General features: G+C 70.5%; 16 protein-coding genes. 14 read left to right on the top strand and 2 right to left on the bottom strand.

Features of this window, described 5'->3' with window-relative positions; genetic code table 11:
• Positions 1 to 7 precede the first annotated feature (7 nt).
• Both ACN263_RS17885 and ACN263_RS17880 read left to right on the top strand, forming a co-directional pair.
• The gene (locus ACN263_RS17885) at positions 8 to 1,675 is read left to right on the top strand and encodes an NAD(P)/FAD-dependent oxidoreductase (protein WP_422735492.1); all 1,668 of its coding nucleotides are present in this window, start codon (positions 8 to 10) and stop codon (positions 1,673 to 1,675) included.
• Between the two features lie 8 nt (positions 1,676 to 1,683).
• Complete coding sequence (locus ACN263_RS17880) at positions 1,684 to 3,426, top strand: NAD(P)/FAD-dependent oxidoreductase (protein ID WP_422735490.1); 1,743 nt, start codon at positions 1,684 to 1,686, stop codon at positions 3,424 to 3,426.
• Here ACN263_RS17880 and ACN263_RS17875 read toward each other — a convergent pair.
• Positions 3,404 to 3,994 (bottom strand): TetR family transcriptional regulator, encoded by a 591-nt coding sequence (locus ACN263_RS17875; RefSeq protein ID WP_422735489.1) that lies wholly within the window; start codon positions 3,992 to 3,994, stop codon positions 3,404 to 3,406. The genes ACN263_RS17880 and ACN263_RS17875 overlap by 23 nt on opposite strands.
• Before the next feature lie 151 nt (positions 3,995 to 4,145).
• Here ACN263_RS17875 and ACN263_RS17870 point away from each other — a divergent pair, with 151 nt between their 5' ends.
• The 5 genes from ACN263_RS17870 (at position 4,146) to ACN263_RS17850 (ending at position 9,788) form a co-directional block, all read left to right on the top strand.
• Positions 4,146 to 5,282, top strand: coding sequence for an acyl-CoA dehydrogenase family protein (locus ACN263_RS17870; protein WP_422735488.1), 1,137 nt, complete (start codon positions 4,146 to 4,148; stop codon positions 5,280 to 5,282).
• Between the two features lie 10 nt (positions 5,283 to 5,292).
• Positions 5,293 to 6,867 carry an amino acid adenylation domain-containing protein gene (locus ACN263_RS17865; protein ID WP_422735487.1) on the top strand — a complete coding sequence of 525 codons (1,575 nt, stop codon included), beginning with the start codon at positions 5,293 to 5,295 and terminating at the stop codon, positions 6,865 to 6,867.
• A 5-nt stretch (positions 6,868 to 6,872) separates the two neighbouring features.
• Positions 6,873 to 7,418, top strand: coding sequence for a flavin reductase family protein (locus ACN263_RS17860; RefSeq protein ID WP_422735486.1), 546 nt, complete (start codon positions 6,873 to 6,875; stop codon positions 7,416 to 7,418).
• A gap of 9 nt (positions 7,419 to 7,427) precedes the next feature.
• Positions 7,428 to 8,861: a DHA2 family efflux MFS transporter permease subunit gene (locus tag ACN263_RS17855; RefSeq protein WP_422735485.1), complete on the top strand. Its 1,434-nt coding sequence runs from the start codon at positions 7,428 to 7,430 to the stop codon at positions 8,859 to 8,861.
• 513 nt (positions 8,862 to 9,374) lie between these two features.
• Positions 9,375 to 9,788 carry a hypothetical protein gene (locus ACN263_RS17850; RefSeq protein WP_422735484.1) on the top strand — a complete coding sequence of 138 codons (414 nt, stop codon included), beginning with the start codon at positions 9,375 to 9,377 and terminating at the stop codon, positions 9,786 to 9,788.
• Between the two features lie 125 nt (positions 9,789 to 9,913).
• Here the strand turns inward: ACN263_RS17850 and ACN263_RS17845 are convergent, their stop codons facing one another.
• Positions 9,914 to 10,303, bottom strand: coding sequence for a methyltransferase family protein (locus ACN263_RS17845; RefSeq protein ID WP_422735483.1), 390 nt, complete (start codon positions 10,301 to 10,303; stop codon positions 9,914 to 9,916).
• A 362-nt stretch (positions 10,304 to 10,665) separates the two neighbouring features.
• Between ACN263_RS17845 and ACN263_RS17840 the strand changes: the two genes are divergently transcribed.
• The 7 genes from ACN263_RS17840 (at position 10,666) to ACN263_RS17810 (ending at position 18,045) form a co-directional block, all read left to right on the top strand.
• On the top strand, positions 10,666 to 11,220 hold the full coding sequence (locus ACN263_RS17840; RefSeq protein ID WP_422735482.1) for a TetR family transcriptional regulator: 555 nt from the start codon (positions 10,666 to 10,668) through the stop codon (positions 11,218 to 11,220).
• 207 nt (positions 11,221 to 11,427) lie between these two features.
• Positions 11,428 to 11,706: a phosphopantetheine-binding protein gene (locus ACN263_RS17835; RefSeq protein ID WP_355047938.1), complete on the top strand. Its 279-nt coding sequence runs from the start codon at positions 11,428 to 11,430 to the stop codon at positions 11,704 to 11,706.
• Between the two features lie 21 nt (positions 11,707 to 11,727).
• On the top strand, positions 11,728 to 13,083 hold the full coding sequence (locus ACN263_RS17830; protein ID WP_422735481.1) for an NAD(P)/FAD-dependent oxidoreductase: 1,356 nt from the start codon (positions 11,728 to 11,730) through the stop codon (positions 13,081 to 13,083).
• A gap of 45 nt (positions 13,084 to 13,128) precedes the next feature.
• Complete coding sequence (hppD, locus tag ACN263_RS17825) at positions 13,129 to 14,208, top strand: 4-hydroxyphenylpyruvate dioxygenase (RefSeq protein ID WP_422735480.1); 1,080 nt, start codon at positions 13,129 to 13,131, stop codon at positions 14,206 to 14,208.
• 5 nt (positions 14,209 to 14,213) lie between these two features.
• A complete protein-coding gene (locus ACN263_RS17820; RefSeq protein ID WP_422740732.1) occupies positions 14,214 to 15,377 on the top strand; it encodes an alpha-hydroxy acid oxidase in 1,164 nt (387 codons plus the stop codon).
• Complete coding sequence (locus ACN263_RS17815) at positions 15,374 to 16,696, top strand: PLP-dependent aminotransferase family protein (RefSeq protein WP_422735478.1); 1,323 nt, start codon at positions 15,374 to 15,376, stop codon at positions 16,694 to 16,696. The genes ACN263_RS17820 and ACN263_RS17815 overlap by 4 nt, the downstream gene beginning before the upstream one ends.
• Complete coding sequence (locus ACN263_RS17810; RefSeq protein ID WP_422735476.1) at positions 16,693 to 18,045, top strand: cation:proton antiporter; 1,353 nt, start codon at positions 16,693 to 16,695, stop codon at positions 18,043 to 18,045. The genes ACN263_RS17815 and ACN263_RS17810 overlap by 4 nt, the downstream gene beginning before the upstream one ends.
• Positions 18,046 to 18,055 lie beyond the last annotated feature (10 nt).

The following is an 18,055-nucleotide window of genomic DNA, read 5'->3' as shown; positions in this document are numbered from 1 at the left end:
GTGCACGGTGAGTGAATTGATCGAGGCCGAGAAGGCCACCTATGACGTCGCCATCCTCGGCGCCGGTTTCGCCGGCTCGATGCTCGGCGCGATCCTGGCCCGCAACGGGGCGAAGGTGCTGCTGGTCGACGCCAAGGCGCACCCGAAGTTCGCCATCGGCGAGTCCACCATCCCCAACATGCTGGTGTCGCTGCGCACCATGTCCGAGCGGTACAAGGTGCCGGAGTTGATGACCCTGGCGACGCTCACCGCGTGCCAGAAGATCATCTCGCCCTGGCACGGCAAGAAGGACCACTTCGCCTTCCTCAACCACCAGGAGGGCAAGCCGCAGGACCCGAAGCAGGTCACGATGTTCAACTTCCCGAGCCTGCTGCACGAGACGCCGCACATGTACCGGCAGGACACCGACGCGTACCTGTTCCACGCGGCGATCAAGTACGGCTGCACGGCCCGGGTGAACTTCACCATCGCCGACGTCGACTTCGACGACTCCGGCGTGACCGTGAGTTCGACCCGGGGCGAGCAGTTCCGCAGCCGCTACGTGGTGGACGCCAGCGGCTACCGCTCACCGCTGGCCGAGAAGTTCGGGCTGCGTGAGGACCCCTGCCGGTACAAGCACCACTCGCGGGCCGTCTGGAACCACATGATCGACCTCAAGACCACCGACGAGGTGTTCAACCGCACCGGAGCGGACAAGCCGCCGGTGCCGTTCTACGAGGGCACCGTCCACCACCTGTTCCCGCGCGGCTGGTCGTGGGTGATCGCGTTCAACAACCACAAGGACTCGAAGAACCCGCTGTGCAGCGTGGGCCTCACGATGGACCCGCGGATGTACCCGAAGACGCCCGGCATGTCGCCGGAGGAGGACTTCTGGAAGCACATGCAGAAGTTCCCGGGCATGGCCGCCCAGTTCGAGGGCGCCCGGCCGATGCGGGAGTGGGTGGGCACCGACCGGGTCCAGTACTCGTCCAAGACCACCGTCGGTGACCGGTGGGTGCTGCTGGCCCACGCCGCGGCGTTCATCGACCCGCTCTTCTCCCGGGGTCTGTCGAACACCTGCGAGGCGGTCAACGTGCTGGCCTGGCGGATCCTGCGGGCGGTCGGCGACGACGACTTCTCGGCCGACCGGTTCGAGGGCGTGGACACCCGCCAGCAGGCGCTGTTCGACGGCAACGACAAGTTGGTCAACGCCGCGTACGCCTCGTTCGAGCACTACTCGCTCTGGACGGCGGTCTTCCGGATCTGGGCGTGGGGTTCGAACGCCGGCACGTTCCGGGCCCACGAGGCGTACCGCCGGTGGCGCTCGACCGGGGACGAGCGGCATCTGAACGAGCTGGAAGAGGTGAAGAACCCGGGCCTGCACTGGTCCGACCACGAGGGCTACGGCGAGCTGTTCGAGGACATGGTCAAGCAGTGCGGCGACTTCGAGGCCGGCAAGATCACCGGCGACGAGGCGGCCGACGCGCTCTACGACCACCTCAACCGGGCGCCCTTCGTGCCGGACCACTGGGGCTGGAAGGACCGCCACCTCCGGTTCATCAACCCGACCCCGCTCAAGATCGGCCGGACGATGCTCTGGGCCGCGACCAAGGCGCCGCCGGACGTGCGGCGGCTGATGCTCGGCTTCCTGCGCGAGGCCGGCAAGGAGCAGCTCATGGGCCGGAAGATCTTCTAGGAGGCCGGATGACCACCACCGAACCCGACGCCGCGGTGTCGTACGACGTCGTGATCCTGGGCAGCCATCTGGCGACCGGCCTGCTCGCCACGGTCCTGGCCAAGCAGGACCTGCGGGTCCTGATCGTCGGCTCGCCCGACGACCCGGTGCTGCCGTCCGGCGACAGCACCGTGCCGTACACGACCGCTGTGCTGCACCTGCTGGCCGAGCGGTTCGACGTGCCGGAGATCGCCTCCTTCGCCCACTTCGAGGACCTGCCGGACGCGGTGCGCCGGACCAGCGGGATCAAGAAGAGCCTGGCGTTCCTGCACCACACGGCGGGCCGCCGGCACGACCCGGCGCACGCCGTGCAGTTCCACGTGCCGGGCGAGCACAGCGAGTGGCACCTCTACCGGCCGGACGTCGACGAGTACGCCCGGGAGTTGGCCGTGCGGTACGGCGCGTCGGTGCTGCCGGAACGGGTGGCCAGCACCGAGGTCCGGCTGGCCCCCGAGGCCGTACACCTGACCTTCGGCTCGGGACGGACGGCGACCGCCCGGTTCGTGGTGGACGCGTGCGGCCAGGAGTCACCGCTGCGGGCGGCGACCGCCGACGGCGATCCGCGCCCGCTGCTGTTGCGGTCGAAGATGATGCACGCCCACCTGCGCGGCGTCCGCACGTTCGAGGAGTGCAGTCGGCTCGCCGACTACCACCGGGCGACGACCTGGTCGCGGGGGACCGTGCACCACCTCTTCGACGGCGGCTGGATCCAGGTGGTGGACTTCCGCAACCACCACGACGCGGCCAACGACCTGTGCAGCGTGACGGTGGGACTGGACCACGACCGGTTCGACGACCTGCCGGCGGACCCGGACGCCGCGTTCCAGGCGCTGGTCGCGCCCTTCCCGAGCCTGGCGGAGCAGTTCGCCTCCGCCACGGCGACAAAGGGCTGGACCACCTCCCCGAACTGGCAGCACCGGGCGGCGGTGACCCACGGACCGCGGTGGTTCGCCATGGAACGGTCGGCCTGCCGTACCGACGAGTTCCTGTCCCGGGACGTGACGATGACGGCGGAGATGGTCCACGCGCTCGGGGCCGCGCTGCCGCGAGCGCTGCGCGACGAGCCGGCGACGGGCGCGGTGCTGGCCGAGGTGGTCGCCTTCCAGGACGCCCTGATCGAGTTCAACGATCAGATCCTGGCCGCTGCCCGTACGGCCGCCGGCAGCTTCCCGTTGTGGAACGCGTACAGCCGGGTCTGGCTGCTCTGGCAGATCCTGGCCCACCTGTCGCTGAAGCGGGCCACGAACGACGCCCTGGCCGCCGGGACCTGGGATCCGGTCGAGCGGTTCGCCGACGGCGGACTGTGGTTTCGTACCCCGGACGGTCTGCGCCAGCTGTTGGACTGGTTCTTCGAGGTCTTCGCCCGGGTCCGGGCCGGTGGACTGCGACAGGCCGAGGCGGCTGACATGATCTTCCGGGAGCTGCGCCGGGCGCGGTTCGTGCCGCCGCTGTACCGGTTCGGCGACCCGGGCGCGCGGTACTACCACTTCACGATGCCCCGTCGCCTCCTCATGGTGGCCTGGGTCATGACGGTGGCGCCCGCGGACTTCAAGCGGCTGCTGACCAAGGACAACGTGACCGGCCGGCGGGACGACGCGCCGGCGCCGAACCGGGGGCGGGTGCCGGTCGAGAACGGGCGGGCCCACGACGTCGGGCGCGCGGACGGCCCGGCCGCCGGCGCGCCCGGCGTCACTCAGCCAGGTCGGCGGTGAGGTAGTGCTGGATCGTGCGACCCATCATCCGGGCCAGATCGTCGCGGTCGTGCCGGGACAGCTCGGTGCCGTCGATCAGGTAGCGGCACAGGGCCAGGCCGATCACCTGGGACGCGGCGAGCGCCGCCCGCAGTTCGTGCCGGTCGGGGCTGACCCCCTCGGCCAACGTGCCGAAGAACGCCCGGACGAACTCGTCGCGCATCAGCTCGGCGATCTCGTCACTGGTCAGCGAGGCGGACAGCCGGGCCCGGTAGGAGATCGTCGTACGCGGGCTGTCCCAGTGGGCGAGCAGGGCGGTCGCGGTGGCCCGGCCCAACCGGCGCCGACTGCCGGCGAGCAGCTGTTCGGCGAGCTCGACGGGGTTGCCCTCGACCTGCACCGCGTGGCGCAGGAGTTGCTCCTTGGAGCCGTAGTAGTGCCGCACGAGCCGCGGGTCGACACCCACGCGCCGGGCGACGCTGCGGATGCTCACCCCGGTCAGGCCGCACTCGGAGATTTCCCGCCGGGTGACGTCGAGGATCGCCTGCCGGATGCCGCTGCCACCGTCGAATCCCTGCTGCGTCGTCAAGGCAACCTCTTACGAGTTCCCGTACGCCCGAGCGCACGGCCCGATGAAAAGCCTAAGTCTAGACCTTTGAGGATATGTCAGTCCGGTCCGGGTTGCTCCTGCAAGCCGGTCATTCCGCCGCGCCGGTTCACCACGCGGTCGAGGGGGCACCGTGGACTTCGCCTGGACGCCTGAACAGCGGGACGCGTACGACGAGGTGCGCGCGAGCGCCGAGCGGGCCTTCCCGCCCATCGCCGACGCCAGCCGGCTGCACGACCGGGAGGCCTGGCGGCGGCTCGGTCGACTGGGGCTGCTCGGCCTCTGCATTCCCGCAGAGTACGGCGGCGGCGGTCAGGGCGCGCTGGACACCGCGCTGCGGGTCGAGGCGTTCGGTCGGGGCTGCGCGGACACCGGTCTGGTGTTCGCGGCCAGCGCGCACCAGTTCGCGTGCGCGGTGCCGATCGCCGGGTTCGGCGCGCCCGAGGTGAAGAAGGGCCTGCTGCCGAGGATCTGCTCGGGCGAGGTGGTGGCCGGCAACGCGATGACCGAGGCGGGCGCGGGCTCCGACGTGTCGCGGCTCGCCGTGACCGCGACGGAGACGGCGGACGGCTACCTGCTCAACGGGGAGAAGACGTTCGTGACCAACGGGCCGGTGGCCGACGTGCTGGTGACCTACGCGACCACCGATCCGGCGGCCGCCCACCTCGGTGTCACCGCGTTCGTGCTGGACCGGGACACTCCGGGCCTGACGGTCAGCGAGCCGTTCGACAAGATGGGCCTCGTGTCGGCGCCCGCCGGCCGGGTGTCCTTTCAGGACTGCCTGGTGCCGGCCAACCGGGTGCTCGGCGAGCCGGGCCAGGGCGCGGCGATCTTCCAGCACTCGATGCGCTGGGAACGCGCCTGTCTGTTCGCCGGGTATGTCGGCCTGCTGGACCGCCTGGTGGAGCGCTGTGTCGAGCACGTGCGATCGCGCCGTCAGTTCGGCCGGCGGATCGGCGACTTCCAGGCGGTGGCGAACCGGATCGTGGAGATGAAGCTGCGGACGGAGTCGGCGCGGCTGCTGCTCTACCGCTGCTGCTGGGAGATGGACAACGGCGGCGGCTCGGAGCTCAACGTGGCGTTGTCGAAGCTGGCCGTCTCCGAGGCGGCCGTCGCCGGGGCGCTGGACGCGGTGCGCCTGTTCGGCGGGCTCGGGTACCTGCGCGACACCGGGATCGAGACGATGCTGCGCGACGCCGTCCCCAGCACGATCTTCTCCGGCACCTCGGACGTCCAGCGGCTGCTCATCGCCCGCGAACTGGGCCTGTGAGGGCGGCGGCGTGACCAGGGAGGTGTCCAGCGTGCGGGACGTGGACCAGTCCGACCCGACGGGTGGCGTGGGGATCCACGGCTACCTGGCCGAGTGGGCCCGACGTACCCCGGACGCGCCGGCGGTGGTCGCGGACGACGAGCAGCTCACCTACGCGGAGCTGGCGACGGCCGCGCGGCGCCTGGCGGCGGGGCTGGCGCGCGCCGGGGTGTCCCCGGGTGACCGGGTGGTGCTCTGGTCCGACAAGCGGGCCGGCGCGGTGGCCCTCATGCAGGCGGCGTTGTCGCTGGGCGCGCCGTACGTGCCGGTGTCCGCGGCGAATCCACCCGCCCGGGTGTGGCGCATCGCGGCCGACTGCGCGGCGACCGTCGTCATCGCGGACGGCCCGGCCGCGGATCGGGTCGCCCGCGAGGGCGGCGCCCCGGACGGGCCGCCGATGGTGTCGCTGGACGAACTGGCGCGGTGGGGGGCCGAGGCGGACGTGCCGCCGGTGCACCGACCCGAGCCGGACGACCCGGCGTACATCCTCTACACCTCCGGGTCGACGGGGGCTCCGAAGGGCGTCTGCCTGAGCCACCGCAACGCCGCCGCGTTCGTCGAGTGGGCCGGCGACCTGCTCGCCGTGTCGCCACGGGACCGGCTGGCCAACCACGCCCCGTTCAACTTCGACCTGTCGGTCTTCGACCTCTACGCGGCGTTCCGCGCGGGCGCGTCGGTGCACCTGGTCCCGGCCGAGCTGGCGTACGCGCCGGTGCAGTTGGCGCGGTTCGTCCGCGACGAGGGCATCACCATCTGGTACTCCGTGCCGTCCGCGCTGACCCTGATGATCCGGGACGGCGGGCTGCTCGACGGCCCACCGCCGCCGACCCTGCGGGCCTGCGTCTTCGCCGGTGAGGTGATGCCGATCCGGTACGTGCACGAACTCCGGGCCGCCTGGCCGGGCGTACGGCTGCTCAACTGGTACGGGCCCACCGAGACCAACGTGTGCGCGTCGTACGAGGTCACCGACGTCGACGAGGGGCGCGACCGCCCGCTGCCGATCGGCCGTCCGGCCAGCGGCGCGGTGCTGACCCTGGTCCCGCCGGACCCCGACGGCGCTGCTGGTACCGGTGAGTGCCCGGAGGGCGAGATCGTGGCCGACGGGCCGACGGTGATGCTCGGCTACTGGGGGCGCGAGCCGCAGCGTGGACCGTACCGGACGGGTGATCTGGGGCGGTTGGCGTCCGACGGCACCCTGGAGTACCTGGGCCGCCGCGACGACATGGCGAAGGTGCGCGGCAACCGGGTCGAACCGGGTGAGATCGAGGCCGTCCTCGCCGCGCATCCGGACGTCGCCGCGGCCGCGGTCGTCGTCGCCGGCGTCGGGCTCGCCGCGCGGCTGCACGCGGTCGTGGTGCCGGCGGGCGACCGCCGACCCGGCCTGCTGGAGATCAAGCGTTGGTGCGCCGGACAGCTGCCGACCTACATGATCGTCGACTCGGTCCAGGCGGCCACGAGCCTCCCGCTCACCCCGAACGGAAAGACCGATCGAGCCGCGCTGTTGGCGGCGATCGAAGGAGGTGGACCATTACTGGCACCGAACTAGTCAACGTGGCGCCGAGTGCGTTCCTGGCGATCATGGGCTCGCTGGCCAGCGGCGTCAGCGTGGTGACCGCACTCGACGCGTCCGGGCGGCCGCACGGCCTGACCTCGTCGTCGGTGTGCAGCGTCTCGAAGGACCCACCGCTGCTGCTGTTCTGCGTGCGGCAGGTGAGTTCCACCCTGGACGCCATCCGGGAGACCGGCGGATTCGCCGTCAACTTCCTCGATGCCGACGGCCACGAGATCTCCGACCTGTTCGCCAGCTACAACAGCGACAAGTTCGCGAACGTGGCGTGGCGTCCCGGCGACGTGGCCGGTATGCCGCGGCTGGAACCCACCGTCGCCTTCACCGAGTGCGCGCTCCACGACGTGATCACCGCTGGTGACCACGTCATCGTGCTCGGCCGCCTCGTCGGCGGCGCGACGGCGCCGGACCGGTTCCCGCTGGGCTATTGGCGCGGGACGTATGTCCGGGTCTCCCACCCCCATTACCGACGAGAGGAGCGCAACGGGCAGCGACCCAGCGATCCTTCCCAGTCAATCCATCTCGAGTAGGGAAACAGAGTGGACAAGAACCAACCAGCGACCCACAGCGCCGCATGGACGTGGATCGCGGCGCTCGTCGCCGTGTTCATGGTCGCGATCGACACCCTCGTCGTCACGACGACGCTACCGGTCATCCGGACCGAACTCAGCGCGAGCCTTGAAGATCTCGAATGGATCGTCAACGCCTATACGCTCACCTTCGCCGTCTTTCTGCTCACCGGCGCCGCCCTCGGTGATCGCTTCGGCCGGCGGAAGGTCTTCACCATCGCGCTGCTGGTCTTCACCATCGCGTCGGCGCTGGCGGGCCTCGCCGACAACATCGAGTTCCTGATCGCCGCTCGCGCGGTGCAGGGCCTCGGCGCCGCGGTCGTCCTCCCGCTGACCCTCACGCTGTTGGCCAGCGTCGTGCCGGCGCGCCAGCGCGGTCACGCGTTCGGGCTGTGGGGCGCGATGGTGGGTCTCGGTATCGCCCTCGGGCCGGTGATCGGTGGCGCGGTGACCGAAGCCTGGTCGTGGCAGTGGATCTTCTGGGTCAACGTGCCCATCGGTCTGCTGCTGCTGCCGGTGATGACGCGCGTGCGGGAGAGCCACGGCGGCTACGGCCGCCTGGATCCGATCGGCGTCGTCCTGGTCACCGCCGGCATGCTCGGCATCGTGTCCAGCCTCGTGCGGGGCAACAGCGCCGGCTGGGACAGCCCCTCCATCCTGGCCGGGTTCATCATCGGCGGACTCCTGGTGCTCGTGTTCATCTTCTGGCAGTCGCGGGCCCGTACGCCGATGGTGCCGCTGTCGTTGTTCCGCAGCCGAGGCTTCAGCCTCACCATGGTGGCGACGATCATCATGCCGTTCGGCGTCTTCGGCGCCGTCTTCCTCGGCACCCAGTACCTGCAGAGCATCCTCGGCTACTCACCGCTGGAGGCCGGCGTCCGTACCCTGCCGTGGACGGCCATGCCGATGATCGCGGCACCGATCTCCGGCATCCTGACCGACAAGATCGGCGGTAAGCCGCTGGTGATCCTCGGCCTGACGATGCAGGCCATCGGCGTCGGCTGGATCGGCTCGGTCGTCGGCGACCTGACGTACTCGAAGCTGGTGGTGCCGTTCGTGATCACCGGCCTCGGTCTGGGCATCTTCCTCGCGCCGATCGGCCGGTTGGCCTTCGGGTTCGCACCCGCCGAGCTGGAGGGGGTGGCCTCCGGCGTGTCCAACGCGATCCGGCAGACCGGCACCGTGATGGGTGTGTCGGTGGGCGGCGCGATCCTCGGCGCGAACGGCGGCTACGAGTCGGTGGCGACGTTCGTCAACGGCCTGGAGGAGGCCCACCTGGTGGCCGCCTGCGCGCTCGCCGCGGGCGCGGTCATCGCGCTGTTCATCCCGCACCTGCGTACTCAGGGCCACGGCCACGCGGTCGAGGAAGAGGAGGAGGTCCTGGCGGCGGGCGCTCCGACCTGAGCGGTCCACGGGAATCGAGGCCCCGACCGTGCGGTCGGGGCCTCGATCGCGCCAGGGGGGCTTGGCGCGGTCGGAACGGTCGATGGTGAGGTGGTGGACCACCGGTAGCCGGTGTCGCAATGGCGGCAGGCGTGACGGTGGGAGCTGGTTGCGCCCGCAGGGCGTCGGGTACCGGCGCGACGTGCCCGGACCGGGACGTCACGGCGCGGAACGCGGGGTCGTTCGAGAGCGACATCGGCGTTGGCCCACGTCAGGCGGGTTGGCCGGAGGCGGCTGATTGCCGTGCTCGCATTCGTGTGCGTCATCTCGGCCCGGGACGGCGTGCCCGATGAGACCTATTCAAGCCAGAACGGTCCGCAACCCGACCGGTGCCGCGCGATGGCCCACCCATTTAGGGGGGGACAGCGCGGCCCTTGGCAGGATAACATCCATCGATGAACTGGCGGTACGCTAATGGGGGATGGGGCCACCAGGGATATGAAGTCATCAGCGCTAGCAGTTACGGATGTCCAGGTGCTCTTCTACGAGCCGGAAGGGCTGTTATTGACAGCGGGACTATTGCCGGCTGACGCAGGCGGGCGCGAGTACCGCGTAATGTTTCAATTAAGTTACCTGGGCAGTGGTGAGATTACCGCGCACGTGGGCTTCCAGCAGTGCGACGGCACCGACAAGACGGCACCCGAGTTTGTCACGGTGGAATTGCTGGGAGCGACACGACACCGCATGCCCATTATTTGGACGGCCTCGGCGTCGGTGCGAGCGGAGCAGGTGAACTGCCGGCTCATCATCTGGGGGGAACCCGCCGGCGACGACCTGCTGCGGGGGGAGTTGATCGCCGAGGTGTCCGGGCGGCTGCCGGTGTTGACGGCCAGGTGCCAGGCGTCGGTGACGCAGGCGGAACTGCCCACCCACGAGCGCGTCGCCTAGCCGGCTGGCTGCCCTCCGTCGTGGCGCGGAGGGCGGTCAGCCCTCGGGGAGAGGTGACATGACAGTCCCTTCGCGGTCAGCGGCTCGACAGACCGGCCGGACGCCGGGTGCTGCGGGTTGTCGGGTCACGCTTGCGGTGAGCTGGCGCCCTGCCACGGGCGCAGGCGGGGGATCCACGCCGGAACCGCGGCGCGGTAGGTGTCGTACGCCCCGCCGTACCGTCGGCGCAGGCCGGGTTCCTCGTAGAACCGTACGAACGCGGCCTGGATGAGGGCGATGGCCAACCCGTACCACAGGAGCGCGGCCTGGCCGAAGATCAGTGCCTGGCCGAGGATGGCCGTCACCACCGCGACGTACATGGGATTGCGGACGTACCGGTAGGGTCCGCCGATCACCAGGTGTTCGGTCGGCGCCACCGGGGCCGGAGTGCCCAGGCCCTCCACCACGAACCGCACGAACGACTGCAGGAGGAACGCCACCGCGGCAACCAGCATCAGCGCGCCGACGACTCGCACCGGCTGGTAGAAGGCGAACGGCGTTTCGACCTCCCAATCGGATATCCACCACGGCACGAGACCGGCGACCACGCCCGGCGCGGCGCAAAAGAAGACAAGACTTCCGACGACGGCCCGTGTTCGTAGCACTGCGCCATGCTACGGCGCGTGCGGGGCACCATGTCAAGGCATCGTTACGTAGTGTTGTCGTTGCCTCGCCACAGAACCTCCGTATTTCCGCACGTAGGAAGGCGATACTATGGCGTTTGCCCCCATACGATGAATAGGGCATGCGATGAACTGGGAAAGGTGAACTTGTGGGCGCGGAGGTGTCCCCGAACGGTGCTCCACGACGACGGACGGGGCGACGTGTCGGGCCGACGGTGAGCCATCAGCTCATCCTCGAGATCGCTCGTGGACAGTTCGCGGAGCGGGGCTACGAGGGCACCACGGTGCGCACCATCGCCCAGGAGGCGGGCGTCGACAGCGCGCTGGTGCACCACTTCTTCCTCACCAAGGAGGGCCTGTTCGAGGCGGCGGTGCGGGGTGCCCTGCAGCCGCCCGATCTGGTGGAGCGGGCGATGAAGGGCCCGCGTGGCCAGGTCGGCCGACGCGCCGTCGAGCTGTTCTTCAGCCACTGGGACGAGCCCGACACGGCGGCGCGGCTCGGCGGCATCCTGCGGTCGATGACGGCCAACGACATGGCGGCGGACGCCGTCCGTAACTTCCTCGGCGACCAGGTGATCCTCCCGCTGACCCGGGCGCTGGGTCACTCCCAGCCGGAGCTGCGCGCCGCCATGGTCGGCTCGCACCTGATCGGTCTCGCCACCACCCGGTACGTCTTCCGCGTGCCGGCGATCGCCGAGCTCACCGCCGCCGCTCTGGCCGCGGGTACGGGCAAGGCCATCCAGACCTACCTCACGGGCGTCCTGGCCTGATCCGCCCGCTCTCGGCGGGCGGGCGTCACCGTCGTCAGGCCAGTGGCTGACGTCGATCCTTGTGCGGCATCCCCTTGACGAACCCGTGTGGGCTTCTAGAATTCATCGAGCAGGGATGTCATCAGAGGGGGAAATGCCGGTGGGTTTCCCGGCTTCCCGGATGACGCCCCACGGGGGAGACCACGTCCGGCGACCTGGGAGGGGTTTGTGCCGACAGACCAACGCGACGAGATACTCGGCCAACTGATGGTGTACGTGCGCCACGAACTGATCGGCGACCAGGACGAGGCGGTCACCGGAGTCGACCTGCGCCCCGACTCGCCACTGCTGGAGTGGGGCGTCCTGAACTCGCTGAACACGGCTCGGCTCATCGCGTTCGTCCGGGCGGAGCTCGACGTCGACGTGCCGCCCTCGCACATCACGGGACGGCACTTCCGCAGTCTCGACACCATCACCGACCTGATCCTGTCGTTGCCCCGCGCCTGACAGGCCCGCCGAGGAGGCGCCATGAACACCAAGCCAGCAGAGTGGGACGTCGGCATCATCGGAGGCGGGCCCGCCGGGTCCACGGCCGCCGCGTACCTGGCCAAGGCGGGACTGTCCGTCGTGGTCTTCGAGAGCGCGCACTTCCCGCGCGAGCACGTGGGCGAGTCGTTGGTCCCGGCCACCACACCGGTGCTGTTGGAGACCGGGGCGATGGCCGCCGTCGAGGCCGCCGGCTTCCCGCGTAAGTTCGGCGCGGCGTGGACGTCGGCCGAGTCGCGGCCGGTGAGCCACATGGGCTTCTCCAACCTCACCCACGACTTCCGGCTCGCGGAGGTCATGTTCAACGAGCGGGACCAGGCCGGCGTCGACCGGGATTACACCTTCCACGTCGACCGGGGCAAGTTCGACCAGATCCTGCTGGAGAACGCGGCGAGCCTCGGTGCCGAGGTCCACCACGGCGTACGGGTCAACCGGGTCGACTTCGACGGCGAGCACCCCGTCATGCACACCCGCTCCGCCGACGGGCAGCGCGAGGTGCCGGTGCGGCTGGTGGTCGACGCCAGCGGCCGGAACACCACGTTGGGCAGCCAGCTCAAGGTGAAGGTCGCCGACCCGGTCTTCAACCAGTACGCGATCCACACCTGGTTCGACGGCTTCGACCGGCAGGCGCTCTCGGCGGAGCAGTCGAAGTCCGACTTCATCTTCATCCATTTCCTGCCGCTGACCGACACCTGGGTGTGGCAGATCCCCATCACCGAGACGGTCACCTCGATCGGCGTCGTCACCCAGAAGGCCCGGTTCGCCGAGGCCGCCAAGGAAGACCTGGAAGCCTTCTTCTGGGAGTGCGTGGGCAGTCGGCCCGAGCTGGAGGCGGCCCTGCGCAGTTCCGAGCAGGTACGGCCGTTCAAGGCCGAGGGCGACTACAGCTACGCGATGAAGCAGATCTGCGGCGACAACTTCGTCATGATCGGCGACGCCGCCCGCTTCGTCGATCCCATCTTCTCCACCGGCGTTAGCATCGCCCTCAACAGCGCCCGGCTGGCCTGCAACGACATCATCGCCGCCGCCGAGGCCGGCGACTTCAAGCGCGAGCGGTTCACCACGTACGAGATGTTGCTGCGACGCGGCGTGCGGAACTGGTACGAGTTCATCTCGGTCTACTACCGGCTCAACATCTTGTTCACCGCGTTCGTCCAGGACCCGCGGTATCGCCTCGACGTGCTGAAGATGTTGCAGGGCAACATGTACGACGAGGCCGAGCCCAAGGCGCTCGTCGAGATGCGGAACGTCATCCGGGCCGTTGAGCAGGACCCCGAACACCTCTGGCATCCGTATCTCGGTGAGCTGTCGGCTCCGACGGCGGCTCCCATCTTCTGACCACAAGGGGGCCGCTCGGCCCCGGTAGGGGGGACATCAGTGAGCGTGGGCAGCAGTGTGTTCAGCGACCTGGCTGTGCACCACGTCGAATTCCATGTGACCGACGCGGTCTGGGCGGCACGCGAACTCGCCGCACAGTACGGCTTCGCCGTCGCCGGCTCACGCCGCACCGAGGACCACGTGTCGGTGGCGCTGCGGCAGGGTTCGACGGTTCTCGTGGTCACCGAGGGGCTCGTCGACGCACACCCGGCCAGCCTGTACGTGCAGCAGCACGGCGACGGGGTCGCCGACCTGGCGATGCGTACCCCGGACGCGACAGCGGCGTTCGAGGTCGCGGTGTCCCGCGGCGCGCGGGCGGTGGCCGAGCCTGCCGCCCGCGACGGGTTCGTCACGGCCACGGTCGGCGGCTTCGGCGACGTGACGCACACGTTCGTCCAGCCACCCGAGGGCGCGGCCGGGCCGGTGCTGCCCGGCCTGACGCCCGGTCTACCGGACGGGCACCTGCTCCCGGCGGGTCCGGGGCCGGAGTTGGGCGTGGTCGACCACCTCGCCGTCTGTCTCGAGGCGGGCACGCTCGAGGAGACCGTGGAGTTCTACCGCACGGTGTTGGACTTCGACATGACCTTCGAGGAGCACATCCTGGTTGGCAACCAGGCGATGTTCTCCAAGGTGGTGCAGAGCCCGTCCCGCTTGGTCACGCTCACGCTCATCGAGCCGGACGCCTCGGCCGCCGCCGGGCAGATCGACGACTTCCTCAAGGGGCACGGCGGCCCCGGGGTGCAGCATGTGGCGCTCTGCTCGCCGGACATCGTGTCGGCGATCTCGGCGTTGACCGATCGCGGCGTGGAGTTCCTGCGCACGCCGGAGACCTACTACGACCTGCTCGGCCAGCGCCTCGACCTCGCCCGGTACGACGTGGACCAGCTGCGGTCCCGCAACATCCTCGTCGACGAGGACCACGACGGCCAGCTGTTCCAGATCTTCGCCCGGTCCACCCATCCGCGCCGCACGTTCTTCTTCGAGGTCATCGAGCGGCTGGGTGCGCGCACCTTCGGCAGCGGGAACATCCGGGCGCTCTACGAGGCGGTCGAGGCGGAGCGGACCAAGACCCACGACGTCCTGTGACCACCATCGCGGACCGGGGAACCGACCTCGCCGCCCTGCTCTGCCTCGACGACGTGGCGTCGGCGGCGCGGCGGGTGCTGGCGGAGCCCGTCTGGGACTACGTGGCCGGGGGCAGCGGCACCGAGTCGACGCTGCGGGACAATCGGGACGCGTTCGACCGGGTGCATCTGGTCCCGCGCGTGCTGGTGGGTGCCGAGCCCGGCGACCTCGGCGGGGAGCTGCTGGGCACGCCGATGGGCCTGCCCGTCGGGGTGGCGCCGATGGCTTACCAGCGGCTCCTGCACCCGGACGGCGAGGTGGCGCTCGCCGAGGCGGCCCGGGACGAGGGCGCGGTCTTCGTCGCCAGCATGCTCAGCAGCGAGCCGATCGAGCGGATCGCCGCCACCCGGGCGGCGGTCTGGATGCAGCTCTACTGGCTGCGCGACCGCGCGGTGGTCGCCGACCTGGTGACCCGGGCCGAGAACGCCGGTTGTCGGGCCCTCATGTTGACGGTCGACGTGCCCCGGATGGGGCGTCGCCTGCGGGACATGCGGTCCGGTTTCACGCTGCCGGACGACGTGGTGGCCGCCAACCTGCCGCCGGAGGTCGGCGCGCCGGCGCACTCCGGCGGGCTGCACAGCTCGGCGCTGATGGTGCACACCGGCCTCGCGTTCGACCCGAAGCTGTCCTGGCGGGACCTGGACTGGCTGCGGCGACGGACGCGTCTGCCGATCGTCGTCAAGGGTGTGCTGCACCCGGACGACGCGGTACGCGCGGCCGACCTGGGAGTGGACGCGGTGGTGGTGTCCAACCACGGCGGGCGCCAGCTCGACGGCGCGGTGCCCAGCATCGCCGCGCTGGAACCGGTGGTGGCGGCCGTGGCCGACCGGTGCGCGGTGCTCTTGGACAGCGGCGTCCGCAGCGGCGTGGACGTGGCACGGGCGCTGGCCCTCGGCGCCTCCGCGGTGCTGGTGGGCCGGCCCGCGCTCTGGGGGCTGGCGGTGGGTGGCCGGGCCGGTGCCCGGCGGGTGCTCTCGTTGCTGCGGACCGAGTTGGAGGATGCGATGGCGATGATGGGCTGCGCCGACCTGCGGGCGCTGCGGCACGGCACCACGGTGGCCGGCGGTGGGCCGAGGTCGGCGGCGCGGGGCCGGGCGTCCGGTGACGTCCCCGCCGGACGGTCGCGATGACCGGCGGGTCGGGTACGACCACGGTGGGTGTCCGCACGCCGATCGCGCTGGCCGACCTGCACGGCTCGCTGGCCGACCCGGTGCTCGACTCGATGACCTTCCTCAACGAGATCGCCGGTCGTTTCCCGGACGCGGTGTCGTTCGCGGCCGGCCGGCCCTACGAGGAGTTCTTCGAGGTGGAGGCGGTGCACCGCTATCTGCGCCGCTACTGCGACCACCTGCGTGATCAGCACGGGTTGAGTGAGCGTCAGGTCAACCGCACCCTGTTGCAGTACGGGCGGACCAAGGGCATCGTCCACGACCTGGTGGCCACCAACCTGTCGGTCGACGAGGGGATCGATGTCGACCCGGAGGCCATCGTGGTCACGGTGGGCGCGCAGGAGGCGATGTTCCTGGTGCTGCGGGCGTTGCGGACCGATCCCCGCGACGTGCTGCTGGCGGTCTCGCCCAACTACGTGGGGATCCGCGGGGCCGCGTCGCTCGTCGACATGACCGCGCTGCCGGTGCGGGACGGCGCGCGGGGGATCGATCTGGCCGACCTCGCCCGGGTGGTGCGCACCGCCCGGGCGGCGGGGCAACGCCCCCGCGCGCTGTACCTCGTGCCCGACTTCGCCAATCCGGCCGGGGCGAGCCTGGACACCGACACCCGGGTGGCGGTGCTGCGCGCCGCCGCCGAACACGACCTGCTGATCCTGGAGGACAACCCGTACGGGTTGTTCCACGCGGGCGGCGAGCGCCCGGCCACCCTGAAGGCCATGGACGACGAGCGGCGGGTCGTCTATCTGGGCTCGTTCGCCAAGACCGGGATGCCCGGTGCCCGGGTGGGTTACGTGGTCGCCGACCAGCCGGTGGCCGGTCCCGGGGGAACGGGCCTGCTGGCCGACGAGCTATCCAAGATCAAGAGCATGGTGACCGTCAACACCTCCCCGCTGGCGCAGGCGGTCATCGCCGGCAAGCTGCTGGAGCACGACGGCAGCCTGGTACGCGCCAACGAGCGGGAGGCCGGCGCGTATCGGCGCAATCTGCGGCACGTGCTGGACGGCCTGGCGGCGCGCTTCGGGCCGGGTACCGGCGTCTCCTGGAACACCCCGGGCGGCGGTTTCTTCCTCGTGGTGACGGTGCCGTTCGTGGTGGACGACGCGCTGCTGGAGCGCTCCGCCCGCGACTTCGGTGTGTTGTGGACGCCGATGCACCACTTCTACGCCGACGGCGGTGGACGGCACCAACTGCGCCTGTCGGTCAGCCTGCTGCAGCCGCCGCAGATCGAGCAGGGGCTCGATCGGCTGGCGGCCCTGATCACGGAGATGAGACCGGTATGAACGCACCCGTCATGCCGTTGGCTGGCGGGCAGGTCGTGATCCTGCTCGTCCAGATCGCGTCCCTGCTCCTGCTCGGTCTGGCCCTCGGTCGGTTGGTGGCCCGCTTCGGGCTGCCGCCCATCGTGGGCGAGCTGATGGCCGGCGTGGTGCTCGGACCGTCGCTGCTCGGCCACGCGGTGCCGGCGGTGCACGACTGGCTGTTCCCCACCGACCCGGCGCAGATGCACCTGCTGGACGCCGTCGCCCAGATCGGCGTCCTGCTGCTGGTGGGGGTGGCCGGCATCGAGTTGGACACCCGGATCGTCCGCCGCCGCGGCACCTCGGCTCTCCGGATCAGTCTCGGCGGCCTGCTCATCCCGATCGGCTTCGGCATCCTGATCGGTTACCTGGCCCCGGCCGTCCTGGTACCGGACACCACCGAACGCCCGGTGTTCGCGCTGTTCCTCGCCGTCGCCATGTGTGTGACGGCGATCCCCGTGATCGCCAAGACCCTTGCCGACATGAAGCTCATCCACCGTGACGTCGGGCAGCTGATCATGACGTCCGGCATGGTGGACGACGCGGTGGGCTGGTTCCTGCTGTCGGTTGTGTCGGCCATGGCGACCGTCGGCGTACGCGCCGGTCAGGTCGCGCTGTCGCTGTTGCTGCTGGTGGCGTTCGTGACCGCCGCGATCATCGTGGGTCGGCCGCTGGTGCGCGGCGCGTTGCGGCTCGCCGGCCGATCCGCCGAGAGCGGGCCGACCATCGTCACGGCCGTGGTGATCGTCCTCGCCGGGGCGGCGATCACCCAGTCGCTGCACATGGAGGCGGTGTTCGGCGCGTTCGTCGCCGGGATCCTCGTCGGACAGGCGATCCGGGAGCGGCGGGCGGTGCTGGCCCCGCTGCGGACCATCGTGCTCACCGTGCTGGCACCGATCTTCCTGGCCTCCGCCGGCCTGCGGATGGACCTCGGCGTGCTGCTCGACCGCGACGTGGCCATCGCCGCCGTCGTGGTGCTCGCGGCGGCGATCCTGGGCAAGTTCACCGGCGCCTACCTGGGTGCGCGATCCAGTCGGCTCGGCCACTGGGAGTCCCTGGCCGTCGGGGCGGGCATGAACGCGCGGGGCGTGGTCGAGATCGTCGTCGCCATGGTGGGGTTGCGGCTCGGCGTCCTGGACATCGCCACCTTCACCATCATCGCCCTCGTCGCGATCGTGACGTCGATGATGGCGCCCCCGCTGCTGCGCCTGGCGATGTCCCGGGTCGCGCACAGCGCCGACGAACTCCTGCGCAAGGCCGACCACGAGGAGCAGTGGTCGACCGGACCGGTCGTCCGGCCGGCGGGAACGGGCGCCCCACCGGCCGCGTAGCGGATCAGTC

This window comes from Micromonospora sp. WMMD729 (assembly GCF_049315225.1).
GTDB lineage: Bacteria > Actinomycetota > Actinomycetes > Mycobacteriales > Micromonosporaceae > Micromonospora.
Note: the sequence above shows the minus strand (reverse complement) of the source record. Positions and strands in the feature narration are given on the sequence as shown.